This window comes from Paenibacillus sp. FSL L8-0435 (assembly GCF_037965655.1).
In the GTDB taxonomy this organism is placed as follows: Bacteria; Bacillota; Bacilli; order Paenibacillales; family Paenibacillaceae; genus Paenibacillus.
This window is the reverse complement of the sequence record NZ_CP150185.1, coordinates 3,778,326-3,797,090: the sequence shown is the minus strand read 5'-3', so window position 1 is coordinate 3,797,090 and position 18,765 is coordinate 3,778,326. Positions and strand designations below refer to the sequence as shown.

General features: G+C 44.2%; 9 protein-coding genes and 1 pseudogene. 2 read left to right on the top strand and 8 right to left on the bottom strand.

The annotated features are described in order from the left end of the window. Positions 1-792 precede the first annotated feature (792 nt). Positions 793-1,398 carry a GNAT family protein gene (locus NST33_RS16410; protein ID WP_221821467.1) on the top strand — a complete coding sequence of 202 codons (606 nt, stop codon included), beginning with the start codon at positions 793-795 and terminating at the stop codon, positions 1,396-1,398. Positions 1,399-1,520: 122 nt separating this feature from the next. Here the strand turns inward: NST33_RS16410 and NST33_RS16405 are convergent, their stop codons facing one another. The 7 genes and pseudogenes from NST33_RS16405 to NST33_RS16375 form a co-directional block, all read right to left on the bottom strand. Beyond that, complete coding sequence (locus tag NST33_RS16405) at positions 1,521-1,922, bottom strand: DUF3888 domain-containing protein (RefSeq protein WP_221821466.1); 402 nt, start codon at positions 1,920-1,922, stop codon at positions 1,521-1,523. 325 nt (positions 1,923-2,247) lie between these two features. Then, positions 2,248-2,421, bottom strand: coding sequence for a hypothetical protein (locus NST33_RS16400; protein ID WP_221821465.1), 174 nt, complete (start codon positions 2,419-2,421; stop codon positions 2,248-2,250). Between the two features lie 236 nt (positions 2,422-2,657). Further along, positions 2,658-3,416, bottom strand: coding sequence for an SUMF1/EgtB/PvdO family nonheme iron enzyme (locus tag NST33_RS16395; RefSeq protein WP_221821463.1), 759 nt, complete (start codon positions 3,414-3,416; stop codon positions 2,658-2,660). A gap of 460 nt (positions 3,417-3,876) precedes the next feature. After that, on the bottom strand, positions 3,877-4,554 hold the full coding sequence (locus tag NST33_RS16390; RefSeq protein ID WP_260632769.1) for a hypothetical protein: 678 nt from the start codon (positions 4,552-4,554) through the stop codon (positions 3,877-3,879). 1,023 nt (positions 4,555-5,577) lie between these two features. Next, on the bottom strand, positions 5,578-6,414 hold the full coding sequence (locus NST33_RS16385) for an alpha/beta hydrolase (RefSeq protein WP_145148156.1): 837 nt from the start codon (positions 6,412-6,414) through the stop codon (positions 5,578-5,580). Positions 6,415-6,664: 250 nt separating this feature from the next. After that, positions 6,665-7,687, bottom strand: a pseudogene (locus tag NST33_RS16380) (glycoside hydrolase family 43 protein). Between the two features lie 1,057 nt (positions 7,688-8,744). After that, a complete protein-coding gene (locus tag NST33_RS16375) occupies positions 8,745-9,014 on the bottom strand; it encodes a sigma-70 region 4 domain-containing protein (RefSeq protein ID WP_221821461.1) in 270 nt (89 codons plus the stop codon). A gap of 903 nt (positions 9,015-9,917) precedes the next feature. Between NST33_RS16375 and NST33_RS16370 the strand changes: the two genes are divergently transcribed. Beyond that, positions 9,918-11,066: a sugar efflux transporter gene (locus tag NST33_RS16370; RefSeq protein WP_339304015.1), complete on the top strand. Its 1,149-nt coding sequence runs from the start codon at positions 9,918-9,920 to the stop codon at positions 11,064-11,066. A 150-nt stretch (positions 11,067-11,216) separates the two neighbouring features. Here NST33_RS16370 and NST33_RS16365 read toward each other — a convergent pair whose 3' ends face one another. Then, complete coding sequence (locus tag NST33_RS16365) at positions 11,217-18,533, bottom strand: DUF5695 domain-containing protein (protein ID WP_339304013.1); 7,317 nt, start codon at positions 18,531-18,533, stop codon at positions 11,217-11,219. Between the last annotated feature and the right edge of the window lie 232 nt (positions 18,534-18,765).

Here is an 18,765-nt window from a genome sequence, read left to right as displayed (position 1 = left end):
CCTGCCTTTGTGGATTTCTAAAAGATACTGCCGGCATGATTGAAGCAACCTGCCCGTTGGCTTAATGAGGCAGGCATTATCACTCCAATATAATTTCTTCGTTCTCTACCGTCCCTAAAGGTATATAAAAAGGATCGTCAGCAAATCTGCAACGATCCCTATTATCATCCACTAGTTGTAAACCGCAGTTGATCACGAGGATGCTTTAAGCTAACATTTCTACGTTAGACTAATCGATGCTCGTTGAAGCTATTCCAGTCTAAAGACAATCTTTGTTCCCGTCTTCTTGTCACTGAATGGCTTACAATATTCTATGATCATTAATTCAAGTCCTGATGTCTTATCTGGTAATCAATGTTCCAAAAACGTTTTTCAGAAAATTCTCGTAAAGTTCAAAAGTTTCAGCCCATTTAAAGATATATTCAAATGGCGGGAAACCAGGATTGTTATTTGAAAGCTGCTTCCGAAGTTTTAACATTTCACAAATTTGTTCGTCATAATGCTCCGTTGGACGTTCAAAGGGCATTCGTTTCAACATTGATCTTCCCTTTTTAACTAAAATTTATTAAGTTAACTTGGTTTTGTTATTGAATTCTATCTGAATTTATCCCCCACCTTCACTAAACTATCCTGCTCGTTAGTTGAACTTAATAGAACACCTGTAGAGAATTTGTGATGCATGAAAGTACAATAATTCAACGGTTAATGCATTCAACGTCGATACCAATAAATATATACTAATCCCACCACGTTAAGATAATGAATCACAATGGAATCGGAGGTGTAAATGACATGAATCAAAATGTTACTTTAATAGGCAAGACAATAAAACTCTTACCCCTAGAATCTAAACATAAAGAAGATTTACTTGAAACACTGATGGATCCAAACATATGGGAATTTACTTGGAGAAAAAATGCAACATTTGATGATATTAAGCATTTAATCGAACAAGCCATACAAAACCAGCTTCATGGCACCCAACTCCCTTTCGTCATCGTCGAACTCATGTCGGAAAAAATTATTGGAACCACTAGAATCGGAGATATTGATATGATCAATCAAAATGCGGAAATCGGCTGGACATGGCTAACACCAACTTACTGGCGTACAGGTGTAAATACGGAATGTAAGTTTTTACTGTTAAATTATTGCTTCGAACAATTAGCGCTAGTCCGCGTGCAATTTTCCATCAGCGGCTATAACATAAGGTCACAGCGAGCGATAGAACGGATTGGGGCAACTAAAGAAGGCATATTTAGGAAGCATAGGCGGGATACTCAAGGTAGATTTCATGACAATGTTTTTTATAGCATTACGGATAACGACTGGCCTGAGGTAAAAAGCACTCTTAAACATATGATCCATATAAAATACTCGCCAAAAAACACAAGATAGATGTTTGTATAAAAAAAAGTAAAAGAAGCACTCTGATATTTTCCTAGCCAAATGCCATTGGTAAGCTCAATAAATGCCCATCGTAACAAGGGCCTTTATTGAGCTATAGTTTCTTTGTTAGTTCAATGATTTTTAATAATTTCTTGCCAGTTAGGAGGCAAGTCATAATCCCTTATATGCTTATACTCAAGAACCACTATTGATCCCGAGTTATCTATACTAAACCTCATTGAGTCGAGTCCAACATTTAAATGAGGTCCTACGTACGGGATAGTTTTAACCTGAACATCAATATGTGAAGAATGATATTTAACGTCTACATCAGTTCCATCCAAAAAAGGCGTAAACGTAGGTGATACAGTTAATTTATTTTTGTAGTAGTGGTTAATCTGTTCCTGTATTTTTGGAGCTAACAAAGTAAGTACAAGCCGTTTCAATGGTTCATCGTTTGGCTTTGCACAAATGGGCTGGATTACCATCAAGAAAATGATGACTGTTAGCAATGATCCCATAAATCTTTTCATTTCTGAAACCCTCATCCCCAGATTTTTAAGGATAGTTTTCACTAAATGAAGATAATTTATTATGCTAACATGCCCGTTAGTTTAATGAATTGAAGGGCAAGATGACGAATAGTTATGCGTCTAACCGGAAATAGTAACATGTTCTTGTCCTCAACAGCAAGTTTCAGTCTGATATTTCGCTTTTTTAATACCCATCCAACCATGTTTAACCTCTCTTTGATTCAGTTGTCCATAACAATATGAACATTTTTATGTGTTATGGTACTTAATGAAGTTTAAAGTGCATGTGATCAATGTTTAGATATATATCTAATTGTCAATCAGACTATGTTCTTGTCAATTCCGGCAATCGGTACAAGTTCTTGTCCTTGGCTTGGGACAAGAACTTGTACCGATAAAATAAAAAAGCCGTTAAAATAGCGACTTCAATGGGGACCACATGTTCTTGTCCCTCGACAGGTCCGCAGCAGTTTTTCAATCCTGCTATTTTATCTTTCATGGCCTATAATTTCATACTGTTCATTCTAAAAACGACGACATTAACTATCTTTTCTTGTTCTATAATCTTACCATAAAAGACTAATATCCTATTGAATTACCTTGCCCCCGTTAGCGCAGCTAAGGCAGCCGTCTTAGTCGTCGGCTGCCTTCGAGTCATCAGTAAGCTATAGTTTCACGATAGTTGAACACTTACCGTATGCTCAACGACTTGAGCAAACTCGATGTGTCGTTTTCTCAAGGATTTGTAAGTGCAATTCTAAAACCAAGATCATCTATTTTGAAAATGGGCATGCTTTTCCTTCTACACGTAGAACCACAATTGTTCTCCACTTCAGCCCAACTGCCTCCCCTGAAAACTCTATAGTTCCCATATCGTTCAGCATCATATAGATCCCAGCACCATTCCCAGACGTTACCGATCAAGTCATAAAGTCCCCATGGATTAGGAAGCAACTGTCCTACTTTATGAACAGATCCATTGGAATTTCCTTGATACCATGCAATTTGATCAATTCTTGCATACCGATATTCCGTTGATCCTGCTTTGCACGCATACTGCCATTCAGCGTCTGACAGTAATCGAAATCCATTCGCTATTTTGTTATATATTGTGTTCTCACTTTCGTTTGTAACTGTGTAACATTCCATCCTGCCAAGCTTTCTCGATAACTCATTACAGAAAGCAATAGCATCCATCCACGAAACTTCCGTAATTGGCAGCTTACTCACAATCGGCTCTATTTTTTCTTCATGCATGACAAAATGATATAACTGCTGTGTTACTGGATACTTCATTACATGGAATGGCTCAATAGCTTCAGTCCACGTTACAGTCTTTTTACTACTTCCTGGGTTAGATAAAGTGTAATCAGTACTAAGCCATTTATCTGTATTAAGAAAATCGCGTAGTTCAATTGATCCGCCTTCTATGGGTACCATCAAATCCATTATTTCTTTTAGAAAACGTGCCTTGTCACTCCCGTACTTTTCCATATCTTATTCCTCCCCCACTCTAACTTACCGCCAACCAAATTCGACCCAGAAACTGTATTACCCTGCTTAATAGTTGCTAACGACGATAAACTCGTCGATACTTTTAGTGTGGTTCACCGCGTCTAATCTTGAAAGTATCCTGCCCGTTAGTTGAATAAAAGCAGCCGATCACATGGAGCAGCTGTATATTATGCTAATGTTTTCCATGACTAAATTCAGTTCAGAATTTCTCCCTGAATCGCTAGGCATCCAATCGCCTTAAATCGTTCGTTCTACCTCCATGGTTTTGCCGAAATAATCGGCTGGATCAACGTCTTCCATCAGTCCCCATTCGACCATATCTGGCGTACGGGTCAGCAATTTCCGATGCGACTATCGAGAATCCTCTCTATCGCTGGATATTCCTCGAATCTTCTTTCGATGAAATGTTGAATAACCGCCCCGTAAAGGGGCGATTTTCTTAGGCTTGCATAAATGCTTCTAACGGTTCCAGAATCGCGAACGTCTTCTTTGCATCCTTCTTCCGTTGCTCATCATAGAGTTTGGTCAACTCTTCGAATGATTTAGCTTTAATCTTCGTATAACTCGATTTGGTGTATCTGATTATGTACCTCTTTACCCCTTCCTCTTCACTCCACTCGTAAACGACATCATATTTGTCCCTCAAATTCTTTAAATGAAGTGACCGGCGCAACACTGCAAAGTGTTCTTCAATGGCTTCATCGCATTCCTCCATAATCTTCTCGTATGTGCAGCCAACTCGCATCAGAATCTCCGATGCCCGTTCATCGCCGTATCTCGCGAGAAATTCCTTCAACGAAACCAGCGCATATAGCAATATTTGTTCCTTGTCATGCGGATTCCTGTATTCATAACAGCCTACAACCAAATTGCGGTCGGTCATCTCCTCCTTACTGAATTGCATATTAAACAAATACTCGAGTGTCTTTTGCTTCATAACGGTTTCCAACATCTGCTCTTTATCAATCCTGATGCCCGTTGTCACCCAAGGAAACGGTAGTTGGCCGTTACCTTCACGCGGTATGCTACCCCTAAGATTCAAAATCGGCATACCCGTAGCAATTGCGTACGACCTGTTATATCCTTCGCCCGCGAATTTTTCCTGTTCTTCTAGCATGTGTCCTGCCTCCTTTTAGTACCAAGTTCCATTCGGCGACTATTGCATATCCATAAAACTACCACTTTTTTGTGCTGGTCTCTTATTAATTCATCAGCGCTTTTCATTAACCCACAGATATTTCTGGGATATATTGTATCATATGAGAACAATAAGTCCATCTAATGGTTCCGTTATCCTGCACGTTGGCTAATGCCGACTGCCAGTCTATAACTTTATTTTCACAGAACAGCTGAAGCCCAGGCGACCGGCACGCCACTGCTCTCTCCGATCCGGACGAGATCCGCGCAGCTTCATACATAGTGCCCAAAGGTGCAGCTCACACACAGGACGTTCCTATTAAGCTAACCTGCCCGTTAGCTTAATGAATTAACGAGGGTAAGAACCGTTTAGGTTTATGCCTAATCGGTAATCGGACTATGTTCTTGTCCATTCCGGCAATCGGTACAAGTTCTTGTCCTTGGCTTGGGACAAGAACTTGTACCGATAAAATAAAAAAGTCGCTAAAATAGCGACTTCAAAGGGACCATGTTCCTGCCCCTCGACATATTTACATACTCAGTAACGGTATTAAGCTCAGCTGTTGAAGTACATGCAATATATAATGGAAATATTTTAATTTGTTCACCTCTTCGATTTTTATATATGCATATGTCCTGGCCTTAGATTAAGATTAATTATCAAAACTTAGGGTTAAGGTGGTCTTCTTCTATCTTCGAACGAAGCTCTCTTCATTAGAATATACAGGTTAGTTGGCGTATACAAAGTACTATTAATTTCAGACAGTGTTTCAGTATGGAAAGTCGTTGATAATAACTCATTGAGTTTGGTTTTTAGTTCGTCATGGAGTGAAGAAGCGGTCGCTTCCTTGCACAACAAGGTTGATACAACCAGGATTGTCCGGGAACAACATGATACAGTCGAATTTCTGTAATCGTTAAAAGAGCAGGACACCCCTACTCCAAAAGGGTGTCCTGCTCTTTTTTTATTTCGTATGTTTTTCTAACCAGTTTTAATCAAAGCTTAGCTCTTCAGAAATTCGATCAACGCTGCATTAAATGCTTCAGGATGTGTCGCATTAAAGCCATGTGGTCCACCTTCTACAACAACAAGCCGGCTGCCAGGGATAGATTCATGTGTACGTTGTCCACTGACTTCAAGCGGCACAATGGCATCGGAATCGCCATGAATAACCAGGGTCGGAATATTGAATTTCTCCAGGTCCTGACGGAAATCGGTAAGAGCAAAGGCAGCAATGCAATCCAGGGTACCCTTAGGGGATGCCAGAGCAGCAATATCCCGGTTATATAGACGGAACGGCTCGCTCACAAGGTCTGTACGATCTCCTGCAGCGAAAAAGTTATTTGTAAATCCATCCAAGAAGGCTAGACGATCACCCTTAACCCCATTTTGGAATTCAGCAATGGTTGCATCGTCCAATCCTCCCTGTGGATTATCCTCGGACTTATACAGGTAAGGAGGAACAGCGCCTGCAAATACAGCTTTGGAAACCCGTTCCGTTCCATATGTTCCGATATAGCGAGCTACTTCGCCGCCTCCCATGGAGAACCCAACCAGTGTAGCGTCGCGCAGATCGAGGTGCAAAATCAATTTATGTAAATCAGATGCAAAAGTATCGTAGTCATAACCATCCCAAGGTTGGGAAGACTGACCAAAACCACGACGATCATACGTGATAACACGGTAGCCCGCTTCAATCAGGATAGGTACTTGTTTCTCCCAGGATCTTCCACTCAAAGGCCAGCCATGAATAAGGATGATGGGTTTCCCCTCGCCATGATCTTCGTAATACAGTTCAATTGGTTGTGCATTCTCTTCGCCTACGTTTACTTTAGCCATGGAAAATCCCTCCGTTTAGTTATGATCGTTTAATTGTTACTATTCAAATGCTACATATGCAATCTACTATTGTCAATCGTACCCAAGAATTAAATAGAATCGTTCATTGTAAATCATTTTCTCCTGTTCTACACATAGTCTCACAGTAAAATATTCTTTGTTCAGCAGAGATTTTCTCCAAAGTTTGAGTAACACAACTGATCCTCCTATCAAAAAAGCAGCCCCGTCAGGAGCTGCCTCATGTTATGCCTTATTTTGTAATCCTATCTGTTTCCGCTAACTCGCCACCCGGATAAGGATTGATCTTCTGGATCGTTCCGTCTTCGTTGTATTTCAGTTCGGAATATTTAACGCAGCGCTTGTGGTTGACGCCTTCCGACAGGGAGCTGTCGTGATAGAACAGATACCACTTATCTTCAACTTGCACAATGGAGTGGTGGGTTGTCCAGCCGATAACTGGAGAGAGAATCTCGCCCTTGAACGTGAATGGTCCCATCGGGTTCTTGCCGATCGCATATACGAGCTTATGCGTGGTTCCTGTAGAGTAGGACAGGTAGTAATAGTCGTTATATTTATGCATTCATGGGCCTTCAAAATATCTCCGTTCCTCATCCCCGGCCAGAATCGGATTCCCGTCTTCATCGACAATTGATATCTCGGCAGGCTTGCCCTGGAAGGACAGCATATCGTCACTAAGCAGTGCAACTTGCGGTCCAAGCGCTGGCTGTTCAGAAGCCGGTCCTTCTGCATCTGGAACGAAGCTGCCGGTCTGCCATTTCTCCAGCTGGCCGCCCCAGAGTCCGCCGAAATAGATGTATGACTGATTGTCGTCATCCACCAGTACGGCCGGATCGATACTGAAGCTGCCTTCCATATAATTTGGTTGCGGCGTGAACGGGCCTGCCGGAGACTCTGATGTTGCCACACCCAGACGGAAGATGCCGTCATGATCCCGTGCCGGGAAGAACAGGTAATAGGTATTGTCCTTATAAGCGGCATCCGGTGCCCAGAGCTGCTTGGAGGCCCACGGAATATCTCTCAGATGCAACGCTTCGCCGTGATCGACCACCGGGGAATCGAAGTTGTCCATCGAGAGGACATGATAGTCTTCCATTTTATACTGGTCCCCGTTATCGTTGCTCGGCTCGTCATGATCAAGGTCATGGGAAGGATAGATGTAGATTTTGCCCTCGTAGACATGGGCGGACGGGTCCGCAGTGAAGATGTGGGTTACGAGTGGCTGGTGGGGCTTAGGTAGTTGTTGTTGATTCATAAGGCATCTCCTTTGGTATTGGATAATAGAATCCTTCATAATTAGGGCTGGTGTTCTCTGTACCGTTGCCCAAGGCGCGCAGCCCCAGGTAGACGCCGGTGAAGCAGCTGGCTGAGGCAAGCCAACAAGGGAGGCGCTTCATCGTCCAGCATGTAGGCATTCCCGCGCTCGGTTCAGAATAGCGCTCAAGTATCCAGCGATTACGGTAATTCATTGATTGCATCCTCAGAATTCAAAGCAAGCGTTTACAATCTCTAATGTTATTGTATAAGCCCCGCTTATTCTTTCCTATACACATAATAAAGATCTTTCCCCGAAAAAATGTACAATTCCCGCCTATTTGATTATATTGGAAATATACACCTATTGCTCGCGTTTTGCTTCTTGTTTTGTGTCGCCGCACAACAAGGCCAAGAAAAAAAGGCCGCTGGCGCAAATGATTGCGGGTGGCCTTTTGCTGTAATCGAATATGAGGGTGTGCAGAAAAGGAGGAAAGCGCGTATTAGCTTGAAAAATTAGACGCGTTCATTGTGCCTCTTCTGACCACGAATAGGTCGTTCCTGCCGTTCTTAGGTAAACATTTAGGATAGCGTCACCATACATACCTGTGGACGAAATGGAGAATCGCTCCGACGGAATCGGTCTACACTGGAATTCTATCCAGTTTCTTCCCTTTTTGCGAATCTTGATAACTGACTTGCGACTGTAAAGCCTTCGCCCATTTCCAGTGAATTTCCTTCCTCGGCAAAAAACTGGAATTGTAGTTAGATATCCCGTCTATAAGTCAACTTTTTGCCAAGTTTATCAAAAAGGAATCTTCGGGGATACCTATTTAGGTGGAGCATCCATGTTGGAGCCAAGCAAATCTTCTACCGTTACTATGGATTGGATTCAAGGGTAAGAAAGATTATTAATGTTGAACAAAAGTGCTCTCCGACTGAGATCGGCGAATGTTGCTTAGATAATCTGTACTCACTCTTTACTTTGTATTTGAGTTTGTTGTTTAGAACACTAACGAGATGTAATCATCTCTTCAGCTATTTTGACCAGATCCTCTTTACCTAGCGTCCCTCCATCCAATTCGATGGTAAGTAACGTAATTAGTTTCCTTATCCCTGGCATCGGGACTTTTATTCAGAATTCCAGCAATTTCAGCAAACGATTTTTCTTCAAAAACGCGCAGAATCAATAGGTTCCGTTCAACTACATTTAGTTTCTCAAGCGCCCGGCTTAGTGGTTCGTTAAAGAGTTGGCTATCCAGCATTTCAGCAGGACTAATGGTAGATTGATCTTGAGCCATTAATCTGAAATTCCATTTCTGTTGCATTTTTTTCGACGGATTATGTTTATGTAGTGATGATAGGCCAATTTGTAGAGCCAGGCGGAGAAATTAACCTCAGGCTAACGTAGTCCTGAATTTCGCCCGCTCGTACTCTTTTAATTCTGTATTCAGTTTCCTCATCCATGTTTCTTTAAGACACCTCCCAGGTATTCGCGATGAAGTTGATATATGTATAACAAACTAGGTAGTTCTAAAGGGACATTTTTTAGAAAAAGTTTCTAACAACAATATGGTAACTTAGGGAGTTCGCATCTGTGTATTTTATAAAACAAAATTAAAGCTGATTTGAGTACACCTGATTTGTTTTGAAACCTCAACTTTTTTATCATGGGCATCCCTTCCTTTGGTGCTCATCTCATCTTTTTAAATCTATCGCCTGTCTTTAATTGCGTTAACTTTAACGCTCATCCCCCTATCTTGTAAAAGGAGATTTTTGGTGGCTTCAAGCATAGTTTACAGCAGAATGAGGCCTTCGATCATGCTCCACATGTACTGTCTTAGAAATGACTATGTATCTCTTTAATAACAACCTGTTGATAGTGAAAAGGGAACCTCCTTTTTCCGGGAAATGCCTTTAATTTACTGTATACTCACACGAGTCTATGGTAGGTTTAGGCAAGCATTTGGCACGAATGTTATATTGTTTGTGTTGTCATTTAGTACATAATAAAGATGTACGATTGATTCTATTCAGCCATGAATGTGAGCGTTTATTAGCTTCCCAAAGTGGATGTGAAGAATTCACCAGTAAAATGCACTTAGACGAGATAAAGCAAGGTCATGCATGGTGGTTACACAACAACAAATTCTGAGGAGTAATTTTACACTATGATCAATCGATTCATCAGCTTGTTTTCCATTCCTTCGTATGCTTTACTCTTTATGTGTATGACATTACAGGGAATGGGCATTTCACTCAGTACCCCCTTTTTATCTATTTATTTCACGGAACAGCTTGGCGTATCCATTGGAATGTTTGGTCTTTATCTAGCTGTTACACTAATTGCAGGAATATGGATCAGTACGCTAATCGGGAGACGTTCTGACCTCGGCTTGAATCGGAAGAACGTTTATCTTTTCTCTACTCTCTCTAATGTCCTGGCCTTTAGTGGATACTTGTTCATTCAAGATTTTCCGATGTTGTTCATTTACATGACTGTGTTTACTGCCCTTGGTGCACTAGGGATGCCCCAGTTGTTCGCTATTTCCAGAGAAGCAGTGATAAAGAGTCATTTTACGGAGCGTGCGTTTGCTAATTCTACCTTGCGTTCTGCTTTCTCTCTCGGCTTTATTACAGGTCCTTTAATCGGCACTTTATTACTCACTGCTATTGGATTTAAGGGGATTTTTTTGGGGACGATCGGAGCTTTCCTGCTCGTAGCTCTGCTTGTTTTCCTGTTTCTCAAATCAAACACAGAAATGAAGAGCAGTAATGCTGAAGCGAATATAAAAAGTTTCCGACTGGCTCAAAACCGGGATATTCTAATTCCTTTTCTCATTATGATACTCATGTATACGGCTCATTGGATGAGCACCATAAACACGGCTCTCTTTATTACAAACAATCTTGGGGGAACGACAAGTCATGTCGGTTTAGTCAGCAGTATATGTGCTGCGCTGGAAATTCCCTTTATGATTGTACTCGGTCTACTTAGTGCAAAGTATAGTAACCGAATCTTGGTGTATTGCGGGGCTATTTTTGGAGGAGCTTATTATTTCGTTATCCTTATCTCGAACGAGATGTGGCAAATGCTTGCAGCACAAATTTTGCTCGCTGTTTTTGTCGCGGTCATTTCTGCGATTGGAATTAGCTACATTCAGGACCTGCTGCCTAGTATGCCGGGATATGCTTCCACACTCTATTCGAATTCATCCACTATCGGCAGGCTGATTGGTAGTCTTGTTGGTGGTGGAGTAGCCAGCATTGTGGGTTACCGATACTCATTTATCTTCTGCTTTATACTTATCATTGTTGCTGTAATTATGCTTGTGGTAAGTGGACGACAGCCTGTAGATGAACCGCAAATTTCGACTTAACTACGCCAATTCAACGGGATAATTTAGATTTTTAAGTTTTTCCAGGTATGGGGTAATTAACATTGGGCACGGCATCATGCTTGAAGCACTCCCTAAAAAGGAAACCGACCTTGGTCCTTCATAAAACAGAATCAAGGTCGGTTTCTTTAATTATAGCTGCAAGAAAATCTTATACAGAACCTGAACAGCTTCTGCTCTGGTTGTCGTTCCGCCAGGACTCAGGGTGACATTGCTTCGCCCGTTTATGAACCCCATTCTAACCATTGCAGCCATGTCATCAATTGCGTACTTTGCTACATTTTCCGCATCTGTAAATCTCTTGAGATCCTCAGCTGTACGGGTCTGCTCGGTTTTCCCAACTGCCCGCAAAGCCCGCATGGTCAGTACAGCCAATTCTTGTCTAGCAATTTCCGTTTCCGGATAGAACCTGCCCTTCATGCCCAGGGCGATCCCGAGTGCTTTGGCGATTCCAATTTCCTCATAATAGAGGTCTGTTCGCTTCATATCACTGAAGGTGGTGTTTAACTCTGCTTTGAGATCCAGTGTCTTTACCAACCAAGCTAGATACTCACCTCTTGTGACCTTTTGCTCGGGACTAAAGCTTGTTGCTGATGTCCCGTCGATGAATCCTTTGGACGCCATTGTTTCAACCGCTGGTGCGTACCACGAATCCTTGACGACATCATTGAAGAACTTCTTCGTATAAACAACTGCATATTCACCTGTGTTTTCCGCTGGAAAAACCATGGCTTGTAGAGCACTGTCGTACTTGCCATTCAGTAGCTGAACAAATGTACTATTTGCAGCCACGTACGAAACTGTAAGATATTTGGAATTGGCCAATTCTTCAACATCAGGAGTATAAGGCAGGCTGATTTCAACCGGTGCATTCAAGGTTGCCATTTCTTCTCCATCTAATTGCACAGCGAATGCAATAACAGGTCTGCTGGCTATCACTGATTTTACATCTGAATGAAGCTTTACAGTATCTAGCCGGCTCAGTGACAGTTCCACATTTTTGGCACCTGATACATACTTTAGCAAATTAGAAGGTACTGCAATGGTTCCAAATTCCGTGTTAATCTCGATCTTGATGTTGGCATGCGCTGCGCTTAGTGCAGCTGCAGGAAGCTCAACCGCATAGGAATGGGCTCCCTCTGCTTTCGGAATATCCACCATAATTGTTTTAATATTATTGCTATTCGCCTTTACATGCTCCAGAGCCTTATTAAGGTCTTCCTGCCGGAGGGGTGCTCCCTTAGCTTTACCGGTTTTGGTATCCGTCTTTGGTGCCACAATCTTAATCCAATTCCCTTCGACTTTGATGTTTTCAGGAACCGGTGAAGGTGTGGTCACTGACACAGGTGCATCCGTTGACGGCGGTGTTTCCGTAGGCTTCGGATTGATGACTGGATTGCTGATAACGACAGTAAGAGATTGGCTCGCATAATGAGTTGCCGTCTCTTTATATCTTACCTCGTAAATTCCGTTGCCAAGACCTGTAACCTCTGTGCCTGTGATCGCATTCCAGCTGCCAGCGTCCACTCCTACTAGCCGATATTCCATTACAGGACTTACACCAGTGATCTTACCATCCTTGGCCCCAGCTGCACTGACATTTACAGCCTTGACCTCTGCACTGGACGGCGGACTTTGCTCCTGCTTGGTTCCGTCAGGCACAACGATCAGGATAGCAGGACTTGGATTGCTCATATCCGTCCCGGCGTACCGGAGCTCATAGCTGCCGGCTTCGAGGCCTTCAATGCTGGTTCCACTCACCGGCATGTAACCACCTTGATCCACCTTCCGGTACTCCATATCGACAGTCACATTTTCAATTCTGCCGTCATTTCCGCCTGCCGCTGTAGGCGGTGTAATGACGAGTCCTTCCGCTGTTGGTGCCTCTCTGTCTGCCCTGGCTTCATTGCGAATGTCCACGGTTACCGGCGGACTTGCCTTAAGGCTGTCTGTGGCTGCATACCGGATCTGATAGCTGCCAGGCTCCAGATCGTTGATACTTGAACCTGTAACAGGCGTGTAGTCCTCTTCGCCCAGCTTCCGGTATTCCATCGTATCATTCAAACCCTCAATTATGCCTTTTATGCCGGTATCCGAATTGGCGTGTGAGATTACCCACCCACTCTCATCGGGTGCAACCTGCTCCTGTGTCTGCTCTTCCGGAATAAAGACTTCCTTATCCAGGCTGGCGCTCAGCGAACCGGTCTTCATATACCGGACATAATATTTACCGGCGGTGAGACCTGTGACCTCAATTCCTGCAATTGCAATATATTCTTCTTCGCCTTCCTTCTTATACTCCATTTCTGTTGTCACACCGATCAGTTTGCCGTCATCTCCATCAGGAATGGACGGTGCCATACCGGCCGGTGTTACTGGAGCCTCACGATCAGGACTGGGTATGGCCTGGTGAACTTCCCATTCCCATAGGCCTACACCGTTATCGCCTGCCCGCGATTGTTTGGTCAGGGTAACCCGCAGTGCTTTTACATTCAGCACCGAGTCAAACGTGTACGGATTGGAGGATTCCACTGGAGTATGTTCAACCACTTTGATTCCCTCCGTAATCGTTCCCGCTGTTATCCATTCATCAGTTGCGCTATCCGCAGGGATGTAGGAATATACAATTTGTGTAGGCGGCTTGATTCCGCCGCCATCTGACCACAGCACCAGATTCGAACTCCGGATGGTGGAACCCTGCGGCCATTCATATTGCACCCACTCCTCTGCGCCCTCATGGCCCCAGGTTCCCCAATGCAAAATGTTATTGCCATCTTTCTTTCCGTCGTTTACTGCAGCCAGACTCTCCCAAGGAGAGGTATAGCTGGAAGAAGCATTTGCGAGGAAGGCCATATTGCCGTCTCTCGGACTGAGCAAACGCAAATCCATCAACAGCTTCTCAAGCGCCAGGCTAACTTCTTCGTCTTTTGCATTCATATTCTTGATCACAGCAGATGCATCTGTCTTCGCCGCTTCTATTGGAGCAAGGCCAGGATCTGCAAGGTTCGAAGAATTTAATGTATTTACATAGTTATAGACCTTGATCAGTTCTGACTTATCTACCGCTCCGGTATAGCCGTATATCTTCCATTCCAGAATACCACTGCCATTAACGGAGGGCTTCATGTCCATACGAACACCTGTAATATATGCGGGCTCAAAGGTAGTCGTATTGTATTTATTAAGTTCATTGCCCAATCCCTTTATGTCCCGCGGGGTGTACCATTTTCCATCTTCGCCGCGAAGCATAAGTTGCATATCCTTTGGACGGAAGTTCCCGCCGTTGTCTTGAAATACATATACATCCATTGATGAGGCCAGGAATGGCTGATCCCATTCATACGTCACCCATGCTGGATCTCCTTCTCTACCCCAGTTATGCCATGCACTGTTGGGGGCACCACGGTTCGGCGAGAAATCTGCCGAGCTTTTAGGTTCAATGCCGTTATTCATCGCTTCCGGATATCCGTCGCCACCAGAGAAGCTAGCGGAAGCCTTGGCTGTCAGCGCCGCATTTTGAAGCTCAGTATTCACGACATGTACGGTAGCCCATACCTCCAAGGCACTGCCATTGACCTTTCCTCTGGCTTCAAATTGGCCTACACTAGCATAGCCGCTTGGATCAATAGCATCCCAAGTGATTTCCTGCTCTAGATACCCTTCCTCTGACAGAATATAGATTTGTCTAGGAAGTTCTGGTTCAATATCCTTCTTGGTGACAACGCTGAGTGCCCGGTAAACGTCAACGGTATCTTCCTTAATCTCTATCGTTATATCCTTGCTGGCCTTCTTGTCTCCGTCTGTCGCACTGAAGGTAAACACGTAGGTGCCTGCCATGCTTACACGCGCATAGGCTGCTGTTTTGTCACCATCCACAAATGAAATGTCCACTGAACCTTGAGGCTTTTGCTTGACGGCCCAAGTGTACTTCAACTGGGGTTCTTCTGCCTCGCTATGCACAGGGTCAGGAATGGCCTCCCCGGACAATACCACGATACTGTTATTTGCAACATCCTGAACCGCAGTTACGTGGCCAATTGCTGGAGGCTGTTTATCCGGCGGTGAAGCCAGTTCGAAGATGACCTGGCTGGAGCCAGTCAGTTGTCCATCACTTGCGCTAAGCTTAACCGTATATGAGCCTGCTTTGGTACCCGTAGCCTGTGTAATGCTTGCTTTCGGATGAGTAAAGGTTAGCTTGGCGCCTTCTGGGGCACTGACCACTTCCCATTGGTAAGACAGAGTTCCTTCCGGCGCGCCATCATCGGTTACAATCCCATTCAGCATAAATGGAATCAACGCCTGTGGATGTTGTGTCGCCAGCTCTACAGTAATTTGCGGAGCTTCATTTTCACCGCCGGCTGACTTTTCAATGATCAATTCAGCACGCTGCACGCTACCCATCTGAAACATGGCAACGCCTTCATTGTTCTGAACATAGAACTGTCCGGCATCTGCACCATTCAGCTTCATGGTATAGTAGCCATTCTCGATCCCCACTCCATCGAACAAAATCCGTGAAGTATGCTCTTTCCCTGATGGATTCAGGAGCTGAAGTGTAAAACCCTTACCATCTTTTTGAATTTGCGCGCTTTCTACTTTATCGCTTTCCAGCTCCAAATAGATTTTCTCATCGATCAGATTGATTCGTTTGCCGAAACCGTCTTTCGGCGTAATGTTGTAGCTGTCTCCTGCGTCACTCACCAGCGCTCCATAACCAAACAGCCCGAATATCGGATCTGTAACAATATCGGAGCTGATGCTGAGAAGGGAACCATAGAGGCCTTCTTCTGATTCGCCCGAAAAATCATTCCAGCCGTTACTCATGACGCGTGAGCCGCCATCGTATACGTCCTTCGTACCTGTGCCTCCTTTATACATCGAATATCTCCAAGAGGTACCGCCAACTGAATTAGCCGAAATCTGTCCCATATTGACGGCATTGAAATTCGAAATCTTAGCGGCATAATTGCGCTGCTGTGCAATTGCCTTCTGCTCCACCGATCTGCCATCATTCTCATACCTTAGCCAGTCATCCATAATGTAACCTGCTAAAGACGCAGTATATTGGAAATTCCACCAGCCTTCACCGCCGCGGAAAACGGGCACGGAATAATGGAACCAGGTAGGCTGAATCCCGCGCATGGCACGTGTTTTCCAATCGGCCATTTCCATACTTTTCTCAGCTGCACCTGTAAGCGCGTCTGCTGGATAGTACGTGCGCAGAGCCTTCGCTGCTGCATAAGCCCCCTCTTCGCCAGTATTGTCATATTCAAATTCCGATCCGTAAGGATAAGTGGCTCTGGTCATATTCCGTCCCTTGTCGAGGGCGAACTTCTTCTGCAGATTGGTTGACTCGTTCTGCATCCCCTCTTCCTTCAGTGCTTCAATCATATCCGGGATTTGCTGCTCGCCATAGAATCCGATGGCCCCGGTGGAAACGCGCTTATAGTAAATGTTATAAGCTTTCTCCAGATAAAACTGAGGCGATTCCCGGTACTCGATCAGATTAGGATAAGCCTTCTGAATCCGGTACATGTTGAAAAATCCGGTAGCTTCCATGATTTCGGAGAAGGTACGTGTATAAGGCTTATCTTTGTCGGTATACGCTCCAGAATCTTTCAGCCAGTTCGCAACGATGTAGCTATCCTGAGTATTCTTCATGTATCGTTCCCACATGAAGTCGATCAGGAATGTCTCGATAGAGCGAATTTCATCGGGATTGGGAGCCAGATAGTTCTTCATCGTCATGAAGTTGATGTTGTCATGGCTCCAGTCATCTCCCCAATGGCTTGTATTTAGATCGATGCCGCTTGTAAGATACCAGTCGAAATAGTTACCATAAGTTGGACTTTCCGGATTCTTATCCTGTGTTTGCTGGACCATGAATTCGGAATGGGCATCCGAGATTGCATCCAGCTCGGCTAGAACATTGAATTCAAATTGAGTGAATTTATCCACCCATTCGTTGCCGTCCTTCAGCTTATATTCGATACGCACGCTGTTATTGCCGATCGAATCAAACTGAAGCGAATAGATGTGATGCTGTTCACCATTTACGATCTTGGTCTCCACAAACTCAACCGACTCGTTGTAGCCGGGGTTCCCGTCAGGCAGTCCACGTTCCGCCCGCGAGTTGTCAACCATTTCCTTTCTGCTCTTCCCAGACTTGATATCCGGAATATGCGCTTCGTCAAACGGATCATTCTCTGCCACATTTTGAATATCGATGGATTGTACATCAACGATATTGTCGTCATAGTGCAGGTCTATCTTGACAGGCATATCGATCGCTGTCTGGAAGCCCGGCACCGCTACGGCATCAATCATACCTGATTTATATAGGATGGACCGGAGATTGGCTTCACGGTCTTCCATCGAGGTCGAACTATTATTTGGGCTTTGGGCGCTTTCCTGCGGCGTATTGTCGCCTCCACGGACTGCGGAGAATTTGAACTTATACGTCTTGGACTCATCCGGTCCTAGGACGAGGCTGGAAGCATCAGTAAAGTACCCGCGTCCCGTTTTTTGGATTTCTTTGGAGTGAATATAGAGCACGTTCAGCCCCGGATACCAGCCGCCACTGTCTCCTGTCCAGTTCTTAAAGGTGTCTGCAGCACGTCGCTCTCCTGCTTCATGCATCCAATAATCCACATACTCGATTCGAGCGCCGCTTTCCGGCACCGGAGTGAAGAGCATAAAGTTTCCCTCACCACTGGTGCGGATGGCATAAGAATATCCACTGTCAGCACCTGCGAAATTATGCACTGTCACACGGTCATCATAGGTATCGGATAAGGTCTGATATTTGTTATTCCAAGGCATTGGCAAGCCGATATCTCCGAATTCGATATACTGATTGCTCTTGTTCTTCACCGTAATTTCCCAAAGCAGTGAACCGTCATTGGTCTCCATATCAAAAACGGATTTCACATCGAAGCCCTTCATTACCCGCTGGCCCGTAGAGTCTAGGTTCTGTCCAATAAAGTTGACTTCTACCTTCTTGCCGTCTGCTGATGCGGTCTTGTTCATATAGGGGTTATCCGGATTAATGGTCGAATATTGTGTAGATCCCCCGGCAGCCAATGTTTTATTGGTATCAACTTCTACAAAGCCGTCCCTGTTATCAGGGAATTGTCCATTGGCACCCGTACGGTAAGAGAAGATCATTTCCCCCATCCATTGGTGCTGAGTACCATTCTGCGGCGATGTAGTGTTAGGCAGGACGAAATTGATTGGCTTCCCCTGTTTATTGGTAGGATTGTTGTTGATATAAAGCTCCTCAATCTGACCTAAGTCGCCAACTTTGGCCGACAGGCTGGCATTGGAGATACCGGTCTTTACCGCAGCCGTCGCGGCCCCAGGCAAAGCGCTAACCTGCAGCGGCAGACTTGAAAATGCCAGGAGCAGCGCGATCATGAGCGGCTTCCACTTCTTCGAAATCATTGTCATTATAACCTCCTGTATATATGTGATCATATCCATTAGGGGTTTAATTCTCTTAAACCGGTAAGTATAGTTTCTTCTACGAAATACCTTTGACCGATCCATCGAAAATGACGTTCATTCTTTCGTCTAAAGTAGAATCTCTAAGTCGATTGTTAAGATAATCGAATCCTATAACCGTTACTCCACTTACGTGGAGCCTATATCGTGTAGCCATACAGGGGCATGATAATAATTT